Genomic DNA, 20,932 nt, shown 5'->3' with positions numbered 1-20,932 from the left:
TCAAGACAAACCTGCAATGGCAGTCCCTGTAGAAGCCGTCCCAAACGTCGTAGCAATAGCCATCGCAGCAGTCGGTCCGAATGCAGCAACACCTGCGCCTGCAGCTATTCCTGCACCCGCCCCTCCTACAGTGCTTTTAAAACTCTTCTCAATTTCCGATTGTATTTCCGTGATGAAATGCTCGAACTTTGTGAACTCTAATTTGATTTGTTCCACCTCGAGATGAAGCGGTTCGGGTTTATTCCGAATGCTATTTAATACTTCCCAAGTGTGCTCAAGCTGATTTTTCAGCGATTGACGTTCCTCCAACAGCCCTTCAGAGTGGAGTACCATTTTCTCAACCTCTTTATTATGCAACTCCACGGATTTTTCAAACTTTTGAATCGAGCCTTTCTTAAACTGGCCGTTTAACATTTCAAGTCACCCCATACTTTTATTTTATACCTTTAAGACTACTCCCATAGTACCACCAAGAGTATTGAAGATTCAATCAGTAATTCGGTACCCTGGCAACAAACAACTACAAAAATTTCGCCAAATTGTGTGAAAATATAAAGAAGATTAGATATTCACGTATACAACTACTTCAAACAACCCTTTAGGATAAAATTCATCATCCACTTCATCCAAACCTAACTCAGTTGCCTCAGCCGCAATCTCTTCAATTGCAGTTTCTACGCCAAACTCTGTTAATAAAGTATTACTGAACCAATGAAGTTCTTTGGAAAGTTTCCTTTCATCATTTGGTAGGTTTTTCATTATAGATACCCTTTCTCTTTAAATGACAGAAATGTATCATCACCGAAAATTAGATGGTCTAGCAGTTATCCTAATAATTTCACCTGCTGCTTTCAAACGTTTAGTTACACTATGATCTTCCGGCGAAAGTGGAGGTCTACCGCTAAGATGATTGTGAAAGATAACGATTGACGATGCATTGCTCTGGATTGCCATTTCCATGGTTTCACGTGGATGAAAAATTGCAGCATTCAGACTACCAATATGACAAAATTGGATGTTTGTTGGTTGATTCTTCGTATCAAGTGCCATCGCAACAAACATTTCGCAATCTGCATCTTCCAAGAACGTACGAATGATTTCATAGCCGTCCAGTGGTGAACGGATCTGGCGTCCTTCGTACAGCAGACTTGACTCCTTGATGACTTTCAGTGAAACGATGTTTACTCTTTTTTCCGGAAACTTCCTTAATAAATCTTCCTTCACTTCTAATAGTTCTAATTGCTTCATCTTTTCTTCTTTGTAATAATTCATTAATATTACTTCTCAAAATATAAATAGCCCTAACTCCTCGAAAGGAATTAGGACTGACGTTGACCTTATACATAATAGCAATTCAAAACCTTCTTCTGGGAAATGGATACTTCTTTTATGCTAACAAGACGTTTGAACTGCTATTCCCATTAATATTATATATTTAATAAACCAGATGTTACACTGAATATATTAAATACCACTGTAGGATCGTAAAGGAATTACTCTTGAGCACAATTTGCCATGCAGTATGTCTACAATGTACACTCCATTTACTCTGTTTTATTCTGCATGATAGTCGCAAAGACTTTTTCAAAGTCTACTTCTTTCCAATCTTGTCTCCACTTTTCCAGAAACTTAATATCCTCTGATTTAGGTAGTGGATTGGCATTATTGATTACTACAGCACAAGGAGTCGACACTGAGTCACCTACTAACAGGGCCTCTCTAGTTTCCAATGTGGATAAAGAATCTGTGTATCCAGAGAAGCTATCAGGAAGTAAACGTTTAACATAGGATTGATCGTCGGGATTAGTAAGACGCATTACAACAAAGTTACTGCATTGTGAAAATACAGTTGGTGAAATTTCAGATGGTCGCTGTGACACTATCATGCAAGAAAGACCATACTTTCTTCCTTCCTTTGCTATTCTTTCCACCGCTATCCTGGTGTTCCTATACTTTGCATCACCAAGCTTAGGGATATATTTATGGGCTTCTTCAAACACCAATAAATAAGGTGTTTCGTTTTTATTAGTTAATCTAGTTTTATGATAGCAATATTCAAAGGAAAATCTGGATATTATTGATACAACAATAGATACGACTTCAAATGGTAATGAGCTTAAATCTATTATCGTGATGTTTGAATTGGGTTCATTCTGATTTGAATAACCTAAAATGTTTTTAATGATATTATAAAAATCTTCTGTTTTTGATTCATTATTTCCTAGCATAAAGCTTAATCTGTCATCTAATATTTTGGTTTCAAATCTAGATAAAAATCTATCGAATTCACCATGAAATGTACCTTTTGCTATCTTAGAGTTTAGTTGCACATTTTTTGCATTACCCGTTAACTGAAGAAAATCCATTTTAGACCACATTTCTTCAATGATTACATTTTCAGAGCGAGCTATTTTTTGATCCAAAATTGCATAGTATTCCTGTTCCTCCGAAATGTAATGGGATTCTCTATTTTTGTTATCCAAATAACAGAGAACCTCCTGTAAATTGAAAAAAACGGGACTATCATAATTAACATTCAAATCGGGGTTATGCTTTATTTTATTACATATAACAGCTTTTTTAAACTGTGAAACTTGATTGTGAGAATTGGATTCGTTTGATTCGATAAAGAAGTCCTCTAATTCTTCAGCATTCATAAGCCAGTATGGTAAATTTAAACCTTTATTTTCTATACTTAAATATCTTGTTTTATTTTCAAAAGCAGTCTGATACTCCCCATGAATATCGAAAATTAAAATATGGGTATTTTGTAAATTCATACTCTCGCTTTTATTAGCTTCTTGAATTATTTTGGCTACTGTGCATGATTTTCCCGATCCAGTAGAACCGACTACAGCAAGGTGTTTTGAAAAAAACTTATCTCCATCGATAATAATATTTATATTAGGATTGCTAGAATGTTTTGAAAAAGTAAAGGGTTGGTTTTTATTTTCGAATATACCTTGTAATTCTTCTTCTTGTAATAAACCAACGGAAGTAGGGGGGATACTAATATTTTTAAGTCCTTTTATAAATTTAACGTCACCTTCCAGTTCTTCCAACTGCCCGATTGGATGGGTTTCCAATATAAAATTTCCTGAGTATTCTTCACCTGCTACTACTTCTTCGCCCAAGGATTCCTCAGCCATTTTAAAACTATGAACCATAGTAACAACACTTTTAGAATTACCATCTTCAATTTTTAGAAATGATCCAATTTTAATATGAGCGCCTGTATTTTCTTCTCTCCATTTTTTGAAGTCAATAATTTCAATAATAATTTTGTTGTTTTCAAAACTGCGAACTCTTAATTGGTTGTCTTTAGTCATATTCATCCTCCTAATAGTAGTAGTAAGTCAGTATCATCAATACTTGAAATTCTTAAAGAGTTAACAGGAACCCCGATATTTAACTCGGTAGCTTCTACTGAGTCATTTATAATAAAATGAAAAGGATTATCTAAACTAATATTTGATTTATGATAGTAGTAGGTCTCAAATGATAATAATCTGTAGTTATAACTTGCTATTTCCACTTGTTGTCCATTTTTTGTTAAAGATAGTAAGGGGCGATTAGTAAATATTTCTGGTTGAAAACAATAAAATTCTTGACCGTCATTAAAGAGTAGGTCACATTTTTCAATTGCATTAATTTTCAAAAGATCTTTTTTTAATTCTATTAATTTTTCTGTTTTATCGTGAATTATGAATGTTATTGGATATATAGTTCGAGTTGATCCCTTTGTTAGAAACCTTTTTGCAAGATCTATGATAAGTCTAGAAGTATTAATTTTAATATCTTTTAAGTGAATTATGTAACTAGATGTATTTCTTTTAATATTTTTTGAGAGAATATACTTTTTTAGAAGCGCCAAATATTCTTTTTGTCCATAAAGACGATGTATAATTTCATATTGGACGACCTGAGAGTTTGAAGATAGAAAATCTATGAATTGCTGTTTTGATATCTTTCTTTCTGTGATATTTTTTTTAGTCGCTAATTGATTTATGAAGTAAATGGCATTTGCAAAATATAAAGCCTGTCCTTCTGTTTCAGAGACTCCGAACTTTTCTTTAATTAAAACTATCAGTTTATCCTTTGCGTCATCAAATTTTTCTGCATCTTCAAAACGCAAAACTTGTAAAAAGTCCTCCAAATTTGTGTCTGTCCATTCTAAACCTTTTAGAATTTTACTCGCATTAGAATAACTTAATAGTTTTTTAAGTTCATCCTTTCCCTTGATAGTTATATTATCCTTGGAAGGTTCATCCTCCCTTTTTATACCAAAGTAAGAGAATAGAACATAAAAATCAGGGGTTTCTTGCTGGTCATCAATAAAGTGCTTATACATCAAAGCGATAGGTTTATCTATAGTTGATAAAGTAAATGCTTGTCCTTCATGATATTTATATTGTACTAATAAATCTTCGTCTGTAGTTGAGACATCAAGATCTTCAATACCTTCAATAGTAAAAGATGCACCGGATTCATCCAAGCTTAAAATTTTAATTGCTGTTTGTAAGAATTGATAAGTAAAGCCGAGTATGCCTGCATCGGCGCTTCTGTTTTCTGACATTTGAATACCTCCTTCGAATAATTAGGATTAATTTAGTACGCTATTATGTTATATAGATAGTTTGAAATAGAAAAAACCATTGTTTTCAGGGTATAGGAGAAGTACCAATTACAGAACTTCCGATATACCACCCCACCAAAGAGGAGGATCTGAAAAATCTATAAAGTGTGGCGTTCCGCATCTGGGTTTGGGGCAATAACATCTGAGATTATCCCTATTTACCATAGCTTCATTTTTTTCTGGAGTATAGATTTCATAAACATCAATAGTTGGTGCAGTTATTTTATTTCTTGGGATCGTTTGATAAAACCATTTAAAAGTGTGCTTACAGTTCGGGTTGTTTGATGTAATCTCTATTATATAATCTCTCTTTATAAATAATCTAATTTTCATAATCATACCATTTTTTCATCTCTAATAAAAAACAGTCCGACTTTCCCTAAGTCAGACTGTCATTTCACAGCTATTTTAACAGTATATATGACTGAAGTAAAAAACCTCACTTACTAGTGATACGGTTCTGCCTCATTAATCCAAGACTTCTGGAATTAATAGTTCTTTTTTAAGTATTCGTATTATAAAAGGCCATGGAAAAATTTCCATGACCTTTTTTTAATATTAACGAAGAAGTTGTAGAACTCCTTGCGGCAACTGGTTTGCTTGCGCTAACATTGCCTGAGAAGCTTGTGCAAGAATAGAATTCTTAGTTTGTTCCATCATTTCTTTCGCCATCGTGCGAAACATTTACTTTCATAAATGACTAGACTATATCTTCACCCTCTAATTTCTTAGTAGGGGTCGGGCGCTTCGGATTCGCAATGCTGATGGACATTGTTTCACCTATGGATTTCATCATCATAGCCAAAGCCGTAGATGGTATATCCTAGTCGTTGAACGTTCTCCACTCTTTCGAGACAGGAGCTTCGCTGCTGATTGCCCAATCTTTTCTTTTTTCGAACCATCACGCTTGTTGTTTCCAACTACGTTGTGGCAAGAAAAGCTCTAAGAGGTTTCCAGCAATTCACCCGATAATACTCTCTAGCCGTTACCAGCCAGGACGACTGTGCTTGTTACTGCTTACGCAGCTAAAGCATAATCTACGTCACGGATACGAGATTCCGCAGCAGTTAGGTTTTCAGAAGATGTACCTAAGTTGTTTATAGTGTGTTCTAAACGGTTTTGAACAGCACCTAGTTTAGAACGCTCACTTGAAACAGTCTCCAAAGCATTGTTGATTTTTGTAATTGCACGAGAAGCATCCTCATCAGTCGAAACACTGATTTTTTCCCCACCTACAACTAAACCTAGAGCTTTGGCAGACATATCTTCAATGTCAACTTTCAGCGTTTGATTTTCGTTTGCACCAATTTGTAAAGTTGCAGAGTTATCTGTACGTGCAGCTTTCGAATCTACAGCTTCAAGTCCGTCCAATTTAACAACAGCGTTGGTAATAGCAGCAGAACCTTTTGCAAATGTCATTCCGTTAAAAACAATATTTGCAGTTCCGTCTTTACCTGAACGATCAACAGATGTTGTAACATTTCCTGATGCATCAGTGTGTTTATCAGTAACTGTTAATGCAGTTGTACTAGAATTAGAACTGTTGCTCTCAACAGCATTCGCCGCTGCTCCGAATAAGACAGATACCCCGCTAGTTGCCCCAGCTGTCGTCTGTTCAATGGATAATGCTGTAGCAGAAACAGCGTCACTGTGAACAACTAATTGTCCATTAACAAGCTCGGCTGTTGCATTTGTTTGCGTTGTGATTGCATTCATTACATCTGCTACCGTGCTATCCAATGAAAGTCCTGAAAGTGCCGTTTCAGATCCTTCACTTCCTACTTTTAGCCCTGAAATATCCGTTATTCCTAACTCAGAAAGTTTTTCAGTTCCTTTCAGGTCAGTAGCTGTCCCTTTAACTTCACCAGCTACTCCAACTGAGAAACTGATTTCATGAGAGCCAACTTTATCGTTTGCCAAAACTCCAGTAACCCCTGTCACCTGTGTTGGTGCAGAAGAAGATTTAAAGTTTACTTGTCCTTCAGTTACACCAGCAGTTGCAGTTCTTTCTGAACCAAGATTACCGTTTAACAATTTCTTCGTATTAAATTCAGTAGTATTAGCAATACGATCAATTTCTTCAATCAATTGATTTACTTCTTTTTGGATTTCTCCACGGTCATTATCATTATTAGTATCATTTCCTGCTTGAACAGATAGTTCTCGCATACGTTGAAGAATATCATGTGTTTCGTTCAAAGCACCTTCTGCAGTAGCAACCAGTGAAATTCCATCTTGAGCATTTTTACCAGCTTGGTCCAACCCACGAATCTGTCCACGCATCTTCTCAGAAATCGCAAGACCAGCTGCGTCATCCCCAGCTTTGTTAATACGAAGACCTGAAGCTAATTTTTCCATAGATTTTGATTGGTTAGTTGTAGCTGCGTTCAACTGACGGTGTGTGTTAAGTGCTGCGATGTTGTGATTAATTCTCATTATAATTTCCTCCTTGAATGTGTGTTGCTCACGTCCTTGTGAGCACATTTTTTATACCGAAGAGACCGGGCCGGCCGGACCCCGTTTTCCTCGCTACAATTCTATTATCGGATTGTCTTTTGGATTGTTTAATAGAAATATTTATTTTTTAAAAAAGGGTACCAGTTACCGCCACAATTCGAAGATCGTGAATTGTGGCGGTAATTTGCACCTGGTTTTTTTTGAGTGAATTTTATTTCTTTTCATTTTTGAGAAAGTCCATGAAACCGTCTATTTTAATTGCTTCGGTGTTGGATTCTGACACTTCTTTTATTAATTCGCCACGTAAAATGGTGACATTTTTGGGTGCGTTGATGGCGATTCGAACTTGGTCGCCTTTGATTTCACTGATGGTAATTTCGATTTCATCACCAAGCCAAATAGATTCACCTTTTTTTCGAGATAATACCAGCATTCCGTCACCCCTTGTCTTTCTGCATCTGTGCTTCGATGGAATATCTGATTGGATAGTCCGCGTTTTCCAGAATGCATTGTTTTGCTTTTTTGGTTTTTGTGTTGATGATGACGGGTGCTTTTAAGTTTACGGTTGAGGCATTGAATGGTTCTTTGACTGTAACGATTGTTAAGACGATGATGTCTTCTTCGGATTCTATATTGAGAGATTCTACTGTTGATTCATTTAAATCAAACGTATAGTCGTTTGTGAATAAGTAGGGATTTGCTGTTACGAAACCTACTTCTTTGGAATTGATCGACTGGAGGATTTGATAGACTTCATTTCCTTCTATAGAAAGTAGTATAAATTTTTTTTCATTTTCGAAGCCTGGTAAGCCGTTTTCGAATGTAAGGATTTCGGATTCGGATGCTTCAACTTGTCCTAGGATTGTGGATTGGATTTTCATAGTTATTTCTCCTTTGTGGGGTGGCAGAGACTGGCACCCAGATATGCTGGCAGTTAAACCTTCCATTCAATTTGAATGGATGGTTTTTGGAGTAACTCTGTTGTTACTTTTCCTGGTGAGTATGTATGGATGGGTTTATTCGCTGTACTATTATTGATCACTTTTTGTGGTTCCACTCGAATATCCACGCTGCCGGGTTCGAACGAAACTTTGACACTGCCATAGGACGGGATGAACTTGACGTTTAAACTGCTATAGGGTTGTCTGAGTGCTCTTTCGGCAAATGTCTGAATTGGGTTTCCGCCGTTTTCAATTCTCATCAATTCATTGCCGTCTTGAGCGCGGCGAGCGATTCCATTGGAGACTTCTGAACGGGCGTACTGCGCGACTTCTTCTGTTCGGCGAGCGGCACTTTTTAAGTCCATGTCGGCGCGGGCTTGTGTGGTATCAATGGATAGTCTCGACTTTGTTTTGTTGATTGTCAATTCGGCTTTTGGTTGTCGAATGTCCAAGGTTGCTTTTGGTTGTTCAATTTGTTGTGTTGGTTTTTGGGTGGTCAAGCCTAGTTGTCCTTTTGTTGTTGTTACTTGCAGTTGTGGGATGTTCAATAAGTCACCTTCTAAAGAAAGCGTTTGGAGAGTGTCCAAACGCTTTCAGGGATTTGTATTGGGTGCCAGGCGCTGCCACAATTCGCTGTAGGGCGCGAATGAATGTCAGCGTCTGGCACCCGGTGTGACTCTCACATGGAAAGATCGTTTTTCTATTTTATCGTAAAAAGTCTACAAGTGATGGCTGGATAATACGTGAACCAACTGAAAGTGCTGCTCGATGGATTGATTCTAGTGTTAGCATTTCAGTGATTGCTTTTTCATAGTCAATGTCTTCGTTTTCGCTCATTTGTTTTTTTGCAGCGGCTTCTTGAGAATCTAGACGATTGCTCATCATTTCGACACGATTTTGGCGTGCACCGATGTCGGCGCGTGTGGTTAGTACTTTGTCCATGTTGGCATCGACATCTGCAAGTGCTGCGCTGAAGTCTGGGTCTCCTTTAAATCCTTCGAATATAGCATTTATTCCTTGAAAAAGAGTTACTACATTTGCATTTACATTCATGGTGACACCGTCAAAAACTTCTACATCGACACTTTTTTCAAAAGCTGTTGTGTCATCAGGGAATCCAGTTCCTTGTTTATCATAGAGAGGATTAGCAGTCTTTGTACCACTAAAAATATACTTATCCCCGACTTTTGTATTTGCCATGTCTTGAATATGCATTTGTAGCTGTTCTAGTTCACTTTGCACCTTCGCTTTATCTTCTGTTGTCATTGTTCCGTTCGCTGCACTTGTAACGAGTTCCCTTGCACGATGCATGGCTTGTCCGACTTTATCGAGTGCATCGTCCGAGCTGTCGAGGTAATTGTGCACTTCCCCTAAGTTACGTTGAAATTGGGCAACTTTGTCGACTTGCATACGGTAGCCCATTCCTTTCATGGCGACGACGGGGTCATCTGATGGACGGTTTACTTTTTTGCCCGTATTAATTTGTTCTTGTATCTTGCCCATATTATTGTAGCTCGTGGAGAGATTCCGGAGCATATTATTGGATAGCATTGATTGTGTTACGCGCATTTAGGTGTTGCTCCTTTCTTACATTCCTACTCGGCCCATGCCGTTGATGATTTTGTCGAGGGTTTCATCGACAACAGTAATCATGCGGGCGGATGCGTTGTAGGCTTGTTGGAATCTGATCATGTCTGTCATTTCTTCGTCGAGTGAGACGGAGCTGATGGATGCACGACGGTGTTCGACTGCGCCAAGCAATGTTGTCGTATTGAACGTCATTCGTTCAGCTTGTTGGCCGTCTACGCCGAGTTGCCCGATAACGCCTTGGAAGTAGGTTTGGATGGTTGAGTTATCAAGGGTATCCAATTTCTCAAAAAGAACATCGCCAAGATTCTTCGCGTTCTTTCCGTTACCTTCTTCAGTTCCTGTAGAATCTGATGCTGCGAGCTTGCTAGGATCTTTCGCGAGAGCATCAGACACAAAAATATTTCCAGCAGTAAATGGTCCAGGACCTTTTGTATCAAAGAAATTTCCACCATTGTTGCCATTGATGTCTGTTCCGCCTGTATGGATGATGTTCATTTGATTTCCAAAGGCTGCCGCCATTTTGTTTAACTCAGCAATCATTTCCGGGTACATGCCTTTGCTGTCATCTGTTCCATATGAATTCATCAACGATTTCATATTTCCTAGATTTAGTAATTTTGCATGTCCAACTAGCTCTTCATTTCCATCAATCTTCGTGATTTTCATTCCAATAATCGGCAGATTACTCTTGGTAGTATCCTCAATTAGTGGTTTTGGGTTCGTTTCTACAGTTGCAAAATTGTCACCTTTAACAAGCTCAACAGATACCCCGTTAACTTTCATGGAAACAGTCACTGAACCTTCAGCTATCGCCAAAGCACGTCCACCTGATTCCTCGTATTTCGTTTCAATCGGGAAGTAGCTTGATAATTCATCCAAAAGTGCATCTCGTGCATCGTATAAGTCATTTGGTAAATAGCCGTTCGGTTCGACTTGCTTAATTTGCGTATTTAGCTCTGATACTTGTTTAAGGATGGAGTTGACTTGGCCTGTTGACACACTGATATCATTTCCTAGGTTTGTCTGGATTTCTGTCAATGATTTGTGCATGTGGTTGAATGAGTCTGCAACTGCTTCACCACGCTGTACGACGACTGCACGTGCTCCGCCGTTTTCAGGGTTTACGGCGAGGTCTTGCAGGGATTGCCAGAATTCACTGAGTGATTTCTGGAGTCCGTATGCGGAAGGTTCGTTCATGACGTCTTCCATTTGAGAAATCGCTTTTGTTTGGGAATCCCAATAGCCTAGCTTGTTGGATTCCTGTCTGAATTGATCGTCGACGAAGCCGTCACGAATACGTTGAATAGAACCTGCTTGAACGCCTGTTCCAAGGAAACCAGGCATCGCGCCTGCGCTTAGACCGACGCCTGGGAATCCGCCTGTTGCTTCCATATTGACGCGTTGACGTGAGTAACCAGGTGTGTTGGCGTTACTGATGTTGTGTCCTGTTGTATAGAGCGCGGATTGCTGTGTGAACAAGCCGCGTTTACTTGTCTCAAGTCCCATAAATGTAGACATTCATTTACCTCCTCAGGCATTTGTATCGAAAGTTGGTTGTTCTTTCGATACTTTTCTTCCGTTAATTTCGGGTTTTGAGTAGTTGACCGCTCCTAGGCGCGGCCGGACCATGTCCAGCGACAGATTCACGAACTGAAGTGATTGGTACGTCAACTTCTGGTTAAGGTCGTTTTGCCATTTCAAGTCATGAATCGCATGCAGGAGACGTTCCCTCGCCTCCTCAAGGCTTTTCTTGTCCGCTTCCGGTGCAGCGTCGAGTAAATCGGCAACCGTCGGATTTTGCGGCACTGATCGTCCTTGATCAGTTAGGTATTTTACAACATTCAGTTGCCTCTGATTGTCCATTTGAACAATGGCAGCTAAGTGGGCTTGCTCGTCTTTTAACAATTGGTCGAGCTTATCCATGTCCCCGTTCTTGATATGAACAGTTTTGTCGTATGCAAGCCTTAGCAGACTTCTATGAAGTTTTTCCAGGCTGTCAAGTGACGCCAAAATTAGTGTGATAGACATGTATGTTCCTGCTTTCATTTACATAGTTTTTTACGGTTTGAAGTATTTCACCAGATTAGTCGCAAGCTGTTCGGGTTTAACTTCGTACGTTCCCGCTTGGACTTGAGCTTTTAGTTGCTGCACGCGTTCGTTACGTCCGGTGGTGAATGAAGAAACTTCCGACAGTTGTTTTGCTTCAGATGAAATTTCGAGTTTATCCGTTTTCATCTTCGCTTTCTGCTCGGTTTGTTCCGCTTTTAACTGGTTTGTTTTGTACGGATTAATGACAGGTGGCGTGAACTTTTGAATTTTCATCGGCTATCGTCCCTTTCGTTTAGTTTTTATATCGTGTATGGAACTCTTCTCTCTTTATTTCGGCATAAATTTGTGAACGTTTAGGGTCATTCGTATGAAAAATCCGGTCAGTTCAAAACTGCCGGACTTTTACCTATTTCCGATCACGGTTTATATGGTACGTTGCATCGTCATTTGCTTCGACGGCTTCTCTGAATTCAACCGCAGCATCGAACGTTTTTAGGTCATTTTTAAGGTCTGCTGTACAGCTCGCGCATAATTTCCCTGCGCTTGTCAGCTTGCCGCAATTATCGCATGGATACCCGAGATTCGGAAATAATGCGGGTTGGAGTCGGCCTTTTCGTACCCATTGGTGAAGCAAAGTTTCCGTCACGCCAGTCACTTCGACGATGCGCTCGATGGTTGCCGCCCGGTTTTCACGTCTTCTTAAAAAGCGGTATACTTCCTCATACATTTTCTCTTCGCTCGCGGCGCACTTGGCGCAAACGTCACGTAGGCCCGTATAGTTGAAAAAGCCGCCGCATTTAGGACAATCTCGTAGTTCTGCCATATAGTCTATCTCCTATCTTTTCATCGTTCAGCACGGATGAGTGTTAACGCTTCGACACGCGTTGCACCTGCCTCTTTTAAGACGGTTGCCGCATGATGGAGCGTTGTGCCGGTCGTATAAATATCATCCACTACTATATACATACCTGGTTGAACTGTAATTTCAGGTCTTAGTTTGAATAAAGGGTCCATCGCAAGGCGCTGTTCTTTCGATTTCTTTCCCATTGCCTCTGTATTCGTTTTTTCTAAAAGATGCGTAAACGGAATGCGTGCGCTTTTTAGCAGTTCATCGACATGAGCGAATGTCCGTTGAATCTTTTTTTCGGGATGCATCGGGATTGGAACGACTGTTGCTACACCTTTTAAATGGGTGCGCAGTTCATTCGCAAAGACGGTTGATAGTGCAATGTCTTGAAGGAATTTGTATTGGTGCAGGTATTCTCGCATCGCTTCGTTATAGGTATAGAGCGATGTGATTTGACTTAGTAAATTGTCTACTTCCTTTATGTCGGCACGTTTGAACTTTTTTGAACAGTTTTGGCAGATATCTGATTGTTTTTGCAGTCCGACAAGCGCTTTCCAGGATGGTGCTATCGCAATTGGTGTTTGACAGAGAAGGCATTCGTTCACGTGCGGACCTCTCCTTTATTGAGCAAGTTAATTTCATTTTTCGCTTCGTCCATTGCGTACGTAACGCCGTGGTGAAATAATACAAAATCGCCTGATGGATGATTTACGGAACGTCCGACGCGACCACCGATTTGAATCAGCGCGCCTTTGTTGAAGATCAGCTGTTCTGCCCCGACGACTGCGACTTGGACGTTTGGAATGGTAATGCCCCGTTCAAGAATCGTTGTTGTGAGAAGTCCCGGAGCTTTTTTATCGCGCAGTGCTTGGACATGCTCCTTCCGATCGGGATGCGACGCGTGGACCGCATGAATGCGTGCATCCAGCATTTGGAATAAAGGCTCCGCCTCTTCCATGAGTCCGATGTGATGAAAGAAAATGAGAAAGGGTTCATTCTTACGAAGTCGCTCTTCTGTCCAGTTTGAGAGTTTCTTCGGCAAGTTCCCTTTTTGAATGTGTTTTGTGTAATTCCACAGGGAGTCATACCGTGGCGTGGGTAGCGGATGTCCGTGGTATCTTCGGTTGATGGTTGAAACAGCCCCGGTTCGTTTGATGTCCGCAAGCAATTTATCGGACGGTGTCGCTGTGACGAAATGAACGGGTGCATCTGGTTTCGCCGCTTTTCGAACGGCTCGTCGTAAGGTTTCTTCAGCTGTATAGGGAAAGGCATCGGCTTCATCGACGAAAATGGCATCGAAGGCATGACGGAATCGATATAGCTGATGGGTTGTCGCAAGGATCAGTTGTGCGGAATCGGTCTTTGCTTCAGCGCCGCCATATAATGCTTCGATTGCGGTACGTGGAAAGGCTGTGCGCAAACGCGGTTCGAGTTCCAATATGACGTCGACGCGCGGTGCTGCGATGCATACTCGTTTGCCTTCTGTAAGCAGTTTGTGAATTGGTTCAAAGAGAATTTCAGTTTTTCCTGATCCGCAGACGGCATGGATGAGATGCGGAATTCGTTCTGTTGTGCTTTTTGTTAGTTCTAGGGAGGCTTTCTGTTGTGGGGGTGTTAAAGTTCCAAGCCATGCGAGCGTATGGTTTGTCGGATAAATCGGTGGTTCTGCGTTCCAGACAACGAGTTCTGTGCATGTTGAAACACGTCCCATTTTCAGACAGTGCCTGCAATACGTGCACGGACCAACGCATTTGGCGCAGTCAAATGTTGTGAAGCGAGATTGAGTGGTATTTTCGCAGCGATTGCAGAAGTGATGCGTAAAATGCTTGTATGTCTTGGTGGTTTTGATGCCTTGGATGGTTTTAAGATGCCCTGATTTGATGTGTGCGTCAATTAATTCAATAGAAAAAGGAGTGTGCAAACGGAGCCAAATACGGCCAGCTAGGAAATCCCTAACTGACGAATCGAATGTATTTGTCATCCGCAACACCTCCCTTATTTTGGACTATCTTTTTGCTTCGGCACTTTTAGATGTGCCTGAATCAAGCTTAACTCGTTCGTCGTTTGACCCATCCGAGTCCCATGGATGCTTCCCCTAAATGTGTCCCGATCACAGGTCCAAAATGACTGATTGTGAACTCAACATTCGGTAACCGCTGCGAAAGTTCAGCTAGCCACATTTCAGCGTCTTCTGGACGATTGGCATGGATGATTGCCGCCTCGAGTGGCATAATTGCCGCGTCTTCCGCTAGAATATCAACAATACGTTTCATCGCTTTTTTACGAGTACGTATTTTCTCAAATGGAACAATCACATTTTCTTGGAAATGAAGCAGTGGTTTTACTTGAAGAAGTCCGCCAATCAATGCTTGCGCAGCAGACAATCTGCCCCCGCGTTGCAGATGCGTTAGGTCGTCCACCATGAAATAAGCGCGCATTGTCTGTTTCATGTCATTGAGCTCGGAGATGATGTCTTCCGGTGATGCACCATCTTGCGCAAGTTCCGCGGCGCGAATAACGTAGAACCCTTGCATGTAGGTCGAAATTTCCGAGTCGAATGTATATATATCTATGCCTTCCACCATGTCACCGGCTTGTCCCGCACCTGCGTATGTTCCGCTAATTCCGCTGGATAAATGGATGGAAATAACCGCGTCATGTGTGTCTTTTAGCGATTCGAATAGTTCTACGAATTTGCCGATGGGCGGCTGTGATGTCTTTGGCAGCGGCCCATCCCCGCGCACTTTATCGTAAAAATCGGTTGAGCTGATGTCGATTTCTTCATCGAACACAGTACCGCCCAGTGTGACTGTCAGCGGGATCATCCGAATGTCCAGTTCTTCCATTAAACTTGCAGGTAAATATGCCGTACTATCTGTAACAATTGCTGTTTTCAAATTCCGCTCAACTCCTGCTTCTATTCTACCTAAATTGAGGTGAAATGGGAATGAGTATATGGAGAAAGCTAGAATAATTGAGGGTGAGGTTTCCATGGAGGCCGCTTGCGTTGGGGTGTTCATTATTGAGAGAGTTTTAAGTTCAGAGTGTACATATATCGCTTGGCGCTTTGGGGATGCCTCTGGCCATGAGCCTGGATTAACGCTTACGCATCCAGTCTCAGGGCTTCGGCTACCCCTTTGCCGCGCCTGCGCTGGGGTTCCCCATTATTGATAGTGATTTGGAATTGTATGGACTGAGATTATAATGTTATTCCTATTTGATATTAATCTCATTCAAGAAAGATGCATTACAGATTGCAGGTATAACCCCTGAATGAAATGCGATTTCTAAAATAGATTCTCCAGCGCAGGCGCGACTTAGTGGTAGCCGGAGCGATAAGACCAAAAGTGGTCTTATCGCGGGAGGCATCCGCAAAGCGCAGAAGCGGTATTAGTAGGATTTCTGATTCATTCTATATATAGTGATTGTCGTTAAAAACATTCACTCGATTTCCATATGTATTGATAAGATCAAAATATACAGCTAGATTCTAGGAGTAACAAATAACGTCATCTCCTTTTTTATTAAAGAAAGCGAACCTGTTTCATTCGATTTGTTGTACCCAGCGATGTGCCTCTAGAGTGATTCTGCTCAATTCCGTTTGCGAAATCTTCATGTTCTTCGACAAATATTCAATTGTGTCCCAGTCGAACTTTTCAACCGCGATGGTTAGTTCAAGATAAGGTGTAATTTCCGTTGGTTCTCCCCTTAAAGTAGACACTACTTTGTCGGACAGTGGAATGAGTTGGAAGATTGCGTCCCAGCTCCGTTTCAAAATGACATCAATTAAGGAAAACATGCCTGTCAGGAAATACTGTTCAGGGTTTTTCTGCCCATTCTGTTTAGCTAGAAGTTCGGCCATTTTAGCCCGTGTCAGTGAGTATTCAGCAAGTGCTTTTGCTCTGCCATTCCCTTCACCTTCCCCTATCTCACGCATAGCAAGAACTTGTATCCATCTATTTGTTTCACGAAGACCTATCAGAACAATGGCTTGTTTGATAGAAGCAATCTGTTTTGGGACGCCAAATGCGTATGTATTAATTATCCTTAGCAGTTTGTAGGAAAGTGAAATATCATGCATGATCAGTTCAGTTATTTCATTCACGTCAGGGGTTTGCTGATAAAGGCGCTCCATAATTTGAAAATGCAATGTAGCGTTTGACGGGATTTCAACACCTGTAATAATTTCAGGTTTGGCGAAGAAATAGCCTTGAAAAAGCGCATAGCCTGTCGCTTTTGCAGTTGCAAACTGTTCTTCGGTTTCAATTTTTTCGGCAATCAGCACGATTTCAGGATATTTTAAGATGAAATCCGCTATTTCCTTCCTTTCAATTAGGGTTGTTGCCAAGTAATCCACTTTGATGAAATCAACTATCTTGAATAGATCACGATGTACGCGATATTGAGGTTGTAATATAAAGTCGTCCAGGGCAATCTTAAAACCATCCTCTTTCAACGATCGAAGTCTAGATAAAAGTGATGGAGTAATTGCTACGTTTTCCAAGACTTCGATAACGACATTGTCCGGATTTAAAGATAAAAAAATATCCTGGGCGAGTAATTCACCCGTAAAATTGATAAATGACAAACTATTCTCCGAAACTTTTTTGACACCGATTGTCAGGAATGTATTGACGAGTAATCCAATTGTCGCTTTTTTAGGATCTACATCAGGATAAAAATTATTATAGCTGTTTCGATATAGCAGTTCATATGCATAAATATCCCCATTTCGATCCAATATTGGTTGTCTGCCAACAAATACATTCGAGCCTGTCATTTTACCCACCCCTTTTGCACTAGTATAGCAAAATTCCATAATCATACCAATACATTTACTAATTAGTGAATTTTATTCACATTCGCCACACCTTATGGATAATGGTATATTCTAGTTATGAACCTCCCACGACTGATCATGGGTTTCAGGGTTGATGCTATCGCACATTGACCACTTGAGGCTGGGAACACACAGCCGCTATACCGTTAGCGAATGCTTTCGGCACTACTTTTCTTAAGATGTTCGCTGCACCATTCACATCTGCATTTATTAATGTTTTATTTTTTGTACAATAAAGACCACGTTTTATACGTTTTCCACTGAAAATGTGATATGTGTTATTCCCCAATTTGTAGGTCGGAATAACATCTTCATCTAGAAAACTAGCTTGTGATGTGTAACTTTCTTCAGTTACGATAACTGTAATACCCTTGGCATTCGCTTTGTAAGTGATTAATTCTATTAGCAATGAGTGTGGCACTTGAACAAAGTTTTGATTATTTCTTTTCCCTAATTCTATTTTTTGTTTCCAACCCACATTCTTGCCAATAACAATTGTATCAATGTTTCTTTCCACGGCTGCTTTCACGATATTGAAACTAACTTTATGGAAAAAGTCTTTGATTTGTCTGTGCCTTATGGAATCTAACTTCATCAATTTCTTCGAATGAAAATGACCTTCTTTTGACTTTTTTCCATTGCGAAGAGCCGCATAGTAGTAAGCACGCATTTTGTTGTACCACTGATTGATAGATTTAATTTTACCGCCTTTAAAAAGGACTGGGACGTGCTCTGTACTAAAAACTAGTGCTGCAACGTTATCAAGTCCTAAATCAATGCTCATGCATCGTTCCATTTTGGGGGATACTTGTTTTTTCGTCTCGATTAAAAACACTAATTCAACAGTAAAACAATTGTGCTTGGGTATGATTCTCACTTGTTGAAACTTACCATTGAAATTTGCTAACTTACCGATATTTATTTTTCTTTTGATTTTTGGAAAGCTCAGATATTTACCTTCTTTAATTTTGCAAGTTTGATTCGAAAGAGTTGATTCTTTCCTGCCTCCTTTAGGTAGGTAACCAGGAATAGAAGGTCTTCCTGTATATTTTCCTGGATTCTTTTTGAAGTCTTTCAAACTTGCGAAAAAACTAGTCCAATTTTGCACGACATTTTTAAGAACTTGTTGATTTATCTGACCTGGCAACGAATAATAGTCTTTTTGTTTAATTGTCTTAAAAAGACAATCAAGAAAATTGTAACCTAAGAAGGGCTTTTCTTTTGAAGGTAACTCAAATAGAATTTCCTTTATTTCTTTTTGTTCGTCTTTTGGTTTCATTTGTTCTTTTTCTAATTTCTTGCTATATGCTCTTTGTTGATTTGCATTCATTTTATCTATATTGTCACGAATTGTGTTCATTACTTCTATTTGTAGAGGTTGTAACACACCTTCATTGTTTGAAGCAGTATATACTTGCCTGATAATGAAATTTGTTGTGTTATACAGGTTATTACTATTTAGACAAAGTTCATCGAAATAAGAATATATTCTATGTCCTTTTTTAATGTTGATTTGATACGTTCGGTAATCTTTTTTCAGTTCCATATTTTCTCACCACCCTTAGTAAGAATATTATACCAAATAGAACGTCAGTTCTTCACGCGATATCACTTTATAACGAAAAAAGGAAAGCCAATTCATCCCACGACTGAAGTCACGGGTGTTCTCGGCTTAATCATAGAATGTTAAAGTCAAAGGGGATATTTATATGGAAGCAATCCGTTATGAGCAAAAAGGTAATCTTGCTTTTGTGACGCTCGATCGTCCAGGCGAGTTGAATGCATTTAATTACGACATGCTAATTGAACTTGGTCAAGTTACAGAATCGATTCGCATTAATCCGGACATCCGCGTTGTTGTATTTACGGGTGCGGGCGACCGTTCTTTCAGTGTGGGGGCTGATTTGAAGGAGAGAAAAACACTTCCAGATCTGCATGTAAAACGTAACCTCTACAAAATTGGCGAGGTATTTTCGGCAATTGAAAACTTGCCGCAACCTACCATTGCGATGATGAACGGCTTTGCATTTGGAGGCGGAATGGAACTTGCGCTTGCCTGTGATTTCCGAATTGCAGCTGATACTGCGCTTATGGGGCTGACGGAAACGAGTCTAGCGATTATTCCTGGTGCAGGTGGAACGCAGCGTCTGCCAAGGTTAATAGGTGAATCAAAAGCGCTCGAACTTATTTTAACGGCTCGAAGACTAACGGCTGGAGAAGCTCTTGGTTATGGAATGCTTACTCGCATTACAACACCGGAAAATCTTGTCCAAGAAACCGCTGACTTTGCAGATTCAATTCTAGCAAATGGTCCGATTGCGTTGCAACAAGCCAAATTCGCGGTGAAGAACGGCATGAATGTGGATTTACAGACCGGACTTGCTCTTGAGCGCAAGGCGTATGAACTTACGATTCCAACAGAAGATCGGGTTGAAGCGCTGAATGCATTTGGGGAGAAACGAAAACCTCAATTTAAAGGTAAATGAAAAAGGAGAAGGCAAACACGCCTTCTCCTTTTTATTTCATAAAAAGCGCGATTATCATGCCCATCACTGTTAACGATACAATATGATAACCTGCACTAATGAGAAAGAGTGTATACTTTCTTCCTTCAAAGAATGTAGGTGACAATTCTCGTGCACTTGCGATTCCAGCTCCCGCTAAAAATCCAATTAAAGCTCCTCCGCCAACTGTAACCGTCTCAAGCATCGAGATGAAAAGAGATAGGATGATTGCAGTAATAATGCCGGCAAGTGTGGTCAGTCCGTATCCGATATTTGGGTTACTCGCTGATAATTCCTCACGCGTTTTCCCAAGCGTCTTCAACCATATATTTGAAAAGAGTAATGGTGAATACCATAAAGCCCCGATTATCATATTTGCCACGACAGCAAGTATGATTGCTAGAATACTAATTTGTGAAATGTCCATTCGCCTTCCCCTCCAATCGACGATGTGTAATATAGACTATCCCATTAAGCGATAGTCGGTGGAATAACGGGTTTCATCGTCGGACAGCGCGGATCTTTTGACACTTGTGCAGCCGCTTTGGTGACAATGAGTATAATATTTGTAGCCCCTTGGCGATCTGCAACATGCTCAGCTCTGACGTAGGGCCCATAATCCCCGTTTGCAATATAGCGCGGCGGCAATTCGTTAAGCGCGATTGCCATAATATCATCCAAGCACCGTTCGCACTGACATACCAGTTGCAGTTGGTCTTTATACTGCATCAGCACATCGTGTACGACTTGTTCCATAACATTATATAAAGCCATTTTTTCACGCTCCAGTAGCAGATTAATATGTTTCGCCAACATACTTTTGCCCACTATTTTCCATCAATCATACCATTCCTTTGCTTTCTTATCGCCTGCTAAACGACCTACAATTGAAACTCCCTTTTACTTCTTAGGTGCCGACGCGAGCGCTCGTATATCACGGTTGACCGCCCGTTAACCCTTCCAAACCGACCAATAAACTACGACGACCGACCATTAACCCTCCCACACTGCTCAACAAAACAGCCACCCCGCAACTACGGAATGGCTGTTTTAACACTATAATCATTA

At 40.3% G+C, this 20,932-nt stretch carries 24 protein-coding genes; 1 reads left to right on the top strand and 23 read right to left on the bottom strand.

Going from position 1 to position 20,932, the window contains the following annotated elements:
* The 20 genes from AC1TO4_RS00605 to AC1TO4_RS00510 all read right to left on the bottom strand — a co-directional run bounded on the left by AC1TO4_RS00605 (nt 1) and on the right by AC1TO4_RS00510 (nt 18,906).
* On the bottom strand, nt 1–414 hold the full coding sequence (locus tag AC1TO4_RS00605) for a hypothetical protein (RefSeq protein WP_482103727.1): 414 nt from the start codon (nt 412–414) through the stop codon (nt 1–3).
* Nucleotides 415–561: 147 nt separating this feature from the next.
* On the bottom strand, nt 562–759 hold the full coding sequence (locus AC1TO4_RS00600) for a hypothetical protein (protein WP_482103726.1): 198 nt from the start codon (nt 757–759) through the stop codon (nt 562–564).
* Nucleotides 760–798: 39 nt separating this feature from the next.
* On the bottom strand, nt 799–1,272 hold the full coding sequence (locus tag AC1TO4_RS00595; RefSeq protein WP_482103725.1) for a JAB domain-containing protein: 474 nt from the start codon (nt 1,270–1,272) through the stop codon (nt 799–801).
* 272 nt (nt 1,273–1,544) lie between these two features.
* On the bottom strand, nt 1,545–3,329 hold the full coding sequence (locus AC1TO4_RS00590; RefSeq protein WP_482103724.1) for an ATP-binding protein: 1,785 nt from the start codon (nt 3,327–3,329) through the stop codon (nt 1,545–1,547).
* A 2-nt stretch (nt 3,330–3,331) separates the two neighbouring features.
* Nucleotides 3,332–4,576, bottom strand: coding sequence for a hypothetical protein (locus tag AC1TO4_RS00585; protein WP_482103723.1), 1,245 nt, complete (start codon nt 4,574–4,576; stop codon nt 3,332–3,334).
* 618 nt (nt 4,577–5,194) lie between these two features.
* Nucleotides 5,195–5,296, bottom strand: a complete 102-nt coding sequence (locus AC1TO4_RS00580) for a flagellin (RefSeq protein WP_275956888.1) — start codon at nt 5,294–5,296, stop codon at nt 5,195–5,197.
* A 357-nt stretch (nt 5,297–5,653) separates the two neighbouring features.
* Nucleotides 5,654–7,072, bottom strand: a complete 1,419-nt coding sequence (locus AC1TO4_RS00575) for a flagellin N-terminal helical domain-containing protein (RefSeq protein WP_482103722.1) — start codon at nt 7,070–7,072, stop codon at nt 5,654–5,656.
* A gap of 232 nt (nt 7,073–7,304) precedes the next feature.
* Entirely contained in the window at nt 7,305–7,526 is a 222-nt protein-coding gene (gene csrA, locus AC1TO4_RS00570; protein WP_482103721.1) for a carbon storage regulator CsrA, read from the bottom strand.
* A gap of 4 nt (nt 7,527–7,530) precedes the next feature.
* The gene (gene fliW, locus AC1TO4_RS00565) at nt 7,531–7,974 is read right to left on the bottom strand and encodes a flagellar assembly protein FliW (protein WP_482103720.1); all 444 of its coding nucleotides are present in this window, start codon (nt 7,972–7,974) and stop codon (nt 7,531–7,533) included.
* A 53-nt stretch (nt 7,975–8,027) separates the two neighbouring features.
* The gene (locus AC1TO4_RS00560) at nt 8,028–8,582 is read right to left on the bottom strand and encodes a DUF6470 family protein (RefSeq protein ID WP_482103719.1); all 555 of its coding nucleotides are present in this window, start codon (nt 8,580–8,582) and stop codon (nt 8,028–8,030) included.
* 157 nt (nt 8,583–8,739) lie between these two features.
* Nucleotides 8,740–9,603 carry a flagellar hook-associated protein FlgL gene (gene flgL / locus AC1TO4_RS00555; RefSeq protein ID WP_482103718.1) on the bottom strand — a complete coding sequence of 288 codons (864 nt, stop codon included), beginning with the start codon at nt 9,601–9,603 and terminating at the stop codon, nt 8,740–8,742.
* Nucleotides 9,604–9,621: 18 nt separating this feature from the next.
* Nucleotides 9,622–11,142, bottom strand: a complete 1,521-nt coding sequence (flgK, locus tag AC1TO4_RS00550; protein ID WP_482103717.1) for a flagellar hook-associated protein FlgK — start codon at nt 11,140–11,142, stop codon at nt 9,622–9,624.
* Between the two features lie 12 nt (nt 11,143–11,154).
* Nucleotides 11,155–11,652: a flagellar protein FlgN gene (locus AC1TO4_RS00545; protein ID WP_482103716.1), complete on the bottom strand. Its 498-nt coding sequence runs from the start codon at nt 11,650–11,652 to the stop codon at nt 11,155–11,157.
* 30 nt (nt 11,653–11,682) lie between these two features.
* Nucleotides 11,683–11,946, bottom strand: a complete 264-nt coding sequence (gene flgM, locus AC1TO4_RS00540) for a flagellar biosynthesis anti-sigma factor FlgM (protein WP_482103715.1) — start codon at nt 11,944–11,946, stop codon at nt 11,683–11,685.
* 133 nt (nt 11,947–12,079) lie between these two features.
* Complete coding sequence (locus tag AC1TO4_RS00535; RefSeq protein WP_482103714.1) at nt 12,080–12,496, bottom strand: TIGR03826 family flagellar region protein; 417 nt, start codon at nt 12,494–12,496, stop codon at nt 12,080–12,082.
* 20 nt (nt 12,497–12,516) lie between these two features.
* Nucleotides 12,517–13,125 (bottom strand): ComF family protein, encoded by a 609-nt coding sequence (locus tag AC1TO4_RS00530; protein WP_482103713.1) that lies wholly within the window; start codon nt 13,123–13,125, stop codon nt 12,517–12,519.
* Nucleotides 13,122–14,501, bottom strand: coding sequence for an ATP-dependent helicase ComFA (locus AC1TO4_RS00525; protein WP_482103712.1), 1,380 nt, complete (start codon nt 14,499–14,501; stop codon nt 13,122–13,124). The genes AC1TO4_RS00530 and AC1TO4_RS00525 overlap by 4 nt, the downstream gene beginning before the upstream one ends.
* Before the next feature lie 67 nt (nt 14,502–14,568).
* Nucleotides 14,569–15,417, bottom strand: coding sequence for a DegV family protein (locus AC1TO4_RS00520; protein ID WP_482103711.1), 849 nt, complete (start codon nt 15,415–15,417; stop codon nt 14,569–14,571).
* A gap of 647 nt (nt 15,418–16,064) precedes the next feature.
* Entirely contained in the window at nt 16,065–17,300 is a 1,236-nt protein-coding gene (locus AC1TO4_RS00515) for an EAL and HDOD domain-containing protein (RefSeq protein WP_482103710.1), read from the bottom strand.
* A gap of 157 nt (nt 17,301–17,457) precedes the next feature.
* Entirely contained in the window at nt 17,458–18,906 is a 1,449-nt protein-coding gene (locus AC1TO4_RS00510; RefSeq protein ID WP_482103709.1) for an RNA-guided endonuclease InsQ/TnpB family protein, read from the bottom strand.
* 163 nt (nt 18,907–19,069) lie between these two features.
* On the opposite strand from AC1TO4_RS00510, the gene AC1TO4_RS00505 reads away from it, so the two are divergent.
* Nucleotides 19,070–19,846 (top strand): enoyl-CoA hydratase-related protein, encoded by a 777-nt coding sequence (locus AC1TO4_RS00505; protein WP_482103708.1) that lies wholly within the window; start codon nt 19,070–19,072, stop codon nt 19,844–19,846.
* Between the two features lie 31 nt (nt 19,847–19,877).
* Here AC1TO4_RS00505 and AC1TO4_RS00500 read toward each other — a convergent pair whose 3' ends face one another.
* The 3 genes from AC1TO4_RS00500 to AC1TO4_RS00490 all read right to left on the bottom strand — a co-directional run bounded on the left by AC1TO4_RS00500 (nt 19,878) and on the right by AC1TO4_RS00490 (nt 20,930).
* Nucleotides 19,878–20,291 carry a DUF1761 domain-containing protein gene (locus AC1TO4_RS00500; protein WP_482103707.1) on the bottom strand — a complete coding sequence of 138 codons (414 nt, stop codon included), beginning with the start codon at nt 20,289–20,291 and terminating at the stop codon, nt 19,878–19,880.
* A 44-nt stretch (nt 20,292–20,335) separates the two neighbouring features.
* Nucleotides 20,336–20,680: a late competence development ComFB family protein gene (locus AC1TO4_RS00495; protein WP_482103706.1), complete on the bottom strand. Its 345-nt coding sequence runs from the start codon at nt 20,678–20,680 to the stop codon at nt 20,336–20,338.
* 118 nt (nt 20,681–20,798) lie between these two features.
* Complete coding sequence (locus tag AC1TO4_RS00490) at nt 20,799–20,930, bottom strand: hypothetical protein (RefSeq protein ID WP_482103705.1); 132 nt, start codon at nt 20,928–20,930, stop codon at nt 20,799–20,801.
* Nucleotides 20,931–20,932: the final 2 nt, after the last annotated feature.

This window comes from Sporosarcina sp. Y838, from assembly GCF_056786515.1.
The sequence above is the reverse complement of the archived record's forward strand: the minus strand, read 5'-3'. Positions and strand labels throughout refer to the sequence as shown.

What these genes read in the sequence shown, in the direction of transcription:
- AC1TO4_RS00605 (WP_482103727.1), bottom strand. Translation starts at nt 414, where the DNA reads ATGTTAAACGGCCAGTTTAAGAAAGGCTCGATTCAAAAGTTTGAAAAA.
- AC1TO4_RS00600 (WP_482103726.1), bottom strand. Translation starts at nt 759, where the DNA reads ATGAAAAACCTACCAAATGATGAAAGGAAACTTTCCAAAGAACTTCAT.
- AC1TO4_RS00595 (WP_482103725.1), bottom strand. Translation starts at nt 1,272, where the DNA reads ATGAATTATTACAAAGAAGAAAAGATGAAGCAATTAGAACTATTAGAA.
- AC1TO4_RS00590 (WP_482103724.1), bottom strand. Translation starts at nt 3,329, where the DNA reads ATGACTAAAGACAACCAATTAAGAGTTCGCAGTTTTGAAAACAACAAA.
- AC1TO4_RS00585 (WP_482103723.1), bottom strand. Translation starts at nt 4,576, where the DNA reads ATGTCAGAAAACAGAAGCGCCGATGCAGGCATACTCGGCTTTACTTAT.
- AC1TO4_RS00580 (WP_275956888.1), bottom strand. Translation starts at nt 5,296, where the DNA reads ATGATGGAACAAACTAAGAATTCTATTCTTGCACAAGCTTCTCAGGCA.
- AC1TO4_RS00575 (WP_482103722.1), bottom strand. Translation starts at nt 7,072, where the DNA reads ATGAGAATTAATCACAACATCGCAGCACTTAACACACACCGTCAGTTG.
- csrA (WP_482103721.1), bottom strand. Translation starts at nt 7,526, where the DNA reads ATGCTGGTATTATCTCGAAAAAAAGGTGAATCTATTTGGCTTGGTGAT.
- fliW (WP_482103720.1), bottom strand. Translation starts at nt 7,974, where the DNA reads ATGAAAATCCAATCCACAATCCTAGGACAAGTTGAAGCATCCGAATCC.
- flgL (WP_482103718.1), bottom strand. Translation starts at nt 9,603, where the DNA reads ATGCGCGTAACACAATCAATGCTATCCAATAATATGCTCCGGAATCTC.
- flgK (WP_482103717.1), bottom strand. Translation starts at nt 11,142, where the DNA reads ATGTCTACATTTATGGGACTTGAGACAAGTAAACGCGGCTTGTTCACA.
- AC1TO4_RS00545 (WP_482103716.1), bottom strand. Translation starts at nt 11,652, where the DNA reads ATGTCTATCACACTAATTTTGGCGTCACTTGACAGCCTGGAAAAACTT.
- flgM (WP_482103715.1), bottom strand. Translation starts at nt 11,946, where the DNA reads ATGAAAATTCAAAAGTTCACGCCACCTGTCATTAATCCGTACAAAACA.
- AC1TO4_RS00535 (WP_482103714.1), bottom strand. Translation starts at nt 12,496, where the DNA reads ATGGCAGAACTACGAGATTGTCCTAAATGCGGCGGCTTTTTCAACTAT.
- AC1TO4_RS00525 (WP_482103712.1), bottom strand. Translation starts at nt 14,501, where the DNA reads ATGACAAATACATTCGATTCGTCAGTTAGGGATTTCCTAGCTGGCCGT.
- AC1TO4_RS00515 (WP_482103710.1), bottom strand. Translation starts at nt 17,300, where the DNA reads ATGACAGGCTCGAATGTATTTGTTGGCAGACAACCAATATTGGATCGA.
- AC1TO4_RS00510 (WP_482103709.1), bottom strand. Translation starts at nt 18,906, where the DNA reads ATGGAACTGAAAAAAGATTACCGAACGTATCAAATCAACATTAAAAAA.
- AC1TO4_RS00505 (WP_482103708.1), top strand. Translation starts at nt 19,070, where the DNA reads ATGGAAGCAATCCGTTATGAGCAAAAAGGTAATCTTGCTTTTGTGACG.
- AC1TO4_RS00500 (WP_482103707.1), bottom strand. Translation starts at nt 20,291, where the DNA reads ATGGACATTTCACAAATTAGTATTCTAGCAATCATACTTGCTGTCGTG.
- AC1TO4_RS00495 (WP_482103706.1), bottom strand. Translation starts at nt 20,680, where the DNA reads ATGTTGGCGAAACATATTAATCTGCTACTGGAGCGTGAAAAAATGGCT.
- AC1TO4_RS00490 (WP_482103705.1), bottom strand. Translation starts at nt 20,930, where the DNA reads ATGATTATAGTGTTAAAACAGCCATTCCGTAGTTGCGGGGTGGCTGTT.